This window comes from Rhizobium sp. BR 317, from assembly GCF_047445835.1.
Lineage (GTDB): Bacteria > Pseudomonadota > Alphaproteobacteria > Rhizobiales > Rhizobiaceae > Rhizobium > Rhizobium paranaense.
Genome location: NZ_JARWLB010000087.1, coordinates 1 through 2,392 on the forward strand (window position 1 = coordinate 1; position 2,392 = coordinate 2,392).

1 protein-coding gene and 2 pseudogenes are annotated in these 2,392 nt (G+C 54.4%); 2 read left to right on the top strand and 1 reads right to left on the bottom strand.

What is annotated here, in order from left to right; genetic code table 11:
* Both QD357_RS31845 and QD357_RS31850 read left to right on the top strand, forming a co-directional pair.
* Positions 1-860 (top strand): annotated as a pseudogene (locus QD357_RS31845) (hypothetical protein); the annotation flags it as partial.
* A 170-nt stretch (positions 861-1,030) separates the two neighbouring features.
* Positions 1,031-1,191, top strand: a pseudogene (locus QD357_RS31850) (transposase); the annotation flags it as partial.
* A gap of 4 nt (positions 1,192-1,195) precedes the next feature.
* Here the strand turns inward: QD357_RS31850 and QD357_RS31855 are convergent.
* Positions 1,196-2,110, bottom strand: coding sequence for an XdhC family protein (locus QD357_RS31855; RefSeq protein ID WP_414125993.1), 915 nt, complete (start codon positions 2,108-2,110; stop codon positions 1,196-1,198).
* Between the last annotated feature and the right edge of the window lie 282 nt (positions 2,111-2,392).

The following is a 2,392-nucleotide window of genomic DNA, read 5'->3' on the forward strand; positions in this document are numbered from 1 at the left end:
ATTCTGTTGCGCTCTCTGAGAGCAACACTTTCCTKGGAGGCCGGTCGGTGCTCGAATCGACACTACCAGGTTTGTCAACCTACCGGCGCGTGGCAKATTATCGAATCGGTCAGATCAACAAGTTGCCGAATATCGATGTCTATCTCKGAAGTGAAATACAATGTTCCKATGTCGACGATTTTGACTTTTCAACAATACTCGTMGCAACTGGCGCAAGGTGGGACCGGGACGGAATCGGCAAGGCAAACCGTTTTCCGGTCAAGGGCTGGGACCAGCGACACGTCATCACTCCCGATGACGTGCTTTCGGGCCAGACGATTAAAGGTCCGGTTGTTATCAATGACGATGAAGGCTACTACCTGGGAGGGGTTATCGCTGAAAAGCTCGCCAAGCAAGGTCTGGACGTTACGCTCCTTACCCCGGATCCAGAACCTTCTCCGTTACTTAAATATACGTCCGAGCGGGAGGTCGTCCACCAAGCTTTGCTCAGCCTGGATGTGAAGCTCGTCACGGCTAGACGTCTAGTTKAGGTCKGCACTGACGAGGTGGAAGCCCACTGTATCTACACCGGTAAAGAAATACGGTTGCMTGCCGCGACGGTGGTGATGATCTGTCTACGCTCACCGAACGACGGCTTACTTCGGGATCTGCGTAAAACAGTTGCAGACAACCCGCCACACTTCACCGTCCATGCGGTCGGCGACTGCTATGCGCCAGGCACAATCGCGGATGCGGTTCATTCAGGTCACCGGTTCGGTCGAGAAATTGACCAAACGCCAATCGGAGACATCAATTATTTGATCGAAAGACCTTTGGTACGAGAAGCGGATAACTGGGACCAATTCGTTGGCACGCGCTAACCACGGTGACGATTATTCGCATCGGAATGGATATATCAAAACATGGATTTCGCTKAACGCCGTCRACGAGGCAAGGTTGCTCGAGAAGCTGTGGCGGCGGCAGATGGTCTGGTTCGTTAAAACACCGTCGACTTCCGTACGCGACGCGTTGTCTGCCTCCTAATGTTGCCTGCGAGGCGGATGCGCCGGTGAGCATTGTAGCCCGTCGGCATGGCATCCAGCCAAATCAGTTGTTCGTCGGGGCAAGCTCGCGTCTCAAGACGCGCTACGACGGCCGCCGAAGAGGAGGTCGTTCCGGCTTTGGAATGCCGGGCCCTACAGAACCAGGTGAGGAGTTACAACGCCCGTGTAGCCGCGATGTCTGCGAGTATGGAAAGAGCGAGTGAGTTTGCCTCTCTYGCTGGTCCAAATATCCCGATKGGTGCMCTTATGCGCTCTAKATMGGAATCTTTCATCCCATCATCTCGAAGTCGTTCCAAACGTTTCTGGTGTGTACGGGCACTACCTAACGCACCGATATAAAAGGCGGTAGATTTTAGAGCAATTCGGAGGATCGGGCGCTCGCGCTCAAGATCATGATGAAGCAAAACAACAGCGGTGAAGTGGTCAAGCAAGCCGTCTAAGCCTCGGTCGCCATCAAAAAGCGGAAGGACATCATAAGAGCATGCTGCTGCAATCCGGGAAAGTGTCTCAGCTTCGATCCCGTTTCCAGACAAGGCGATCCTGGGCGGAGGGACGTACTTAATTAGAAAACCTTCTCCGTCCCACCCAGATTTGACCGGCGGAGCGGCAACCGTGAGCGTCTGTGAGCGTGGCGAGTATCTKAGTGCTGCCGGAACCCTTCTCGTGAGGCGGTCGAGGATGCGTTGTATCTCACTTATTCCGCTCAGGACGTGAATCGCGACTTTTATACCGCCACCGCACGGTAGTACGATGTCAAAGTATGGCGAACCTTCGCCAAGCAGTATCATACGGTCCMGGCCTTGTGAAATGGCAAGCATTGCTTCAAAAGCGACCGCCGCCTCTACACAACCGCCGGATATATAACCGCAATAGCGGCCGTCTGAGGCAACGGCGATCTGGGATCCTAGGGACCGTGCGGAACCACCGCGAATTTCGATGAGCGTTGCGAGAGCAACCCCTCCCTCTCGCAGCCAAGAAACCGCTAACGAGAGGATTTCGGCTGGATCGTCGGTCATGACTGCTCTGGTMGGCGCCGCTAAGGGCATTTCATTCGAAGGCTTGAGCATAACTGTCCCTTACAAAACCAAACTATGCKAGTCCGCGGTTCGAGGTGTGTGCAAACAGGACAGAGCGTCGAGGGACTGTCACTCGCCCTCTCTCACCCCCGTCTTCACAGTGACCGGACKGTATACTTGCGCCGCAAAGGCAAATCGCAGCAAACGATATTTCCCGGCCGCAATAGCGCGGCTTAATTGACGCCAGCTGACTTCTGGTTTCGACTAGTTGCATCCGTGTCAGACCAGGAAATCTCGTGGCCTGTCACATCCGTTTCGCAGTCTTACCTAATC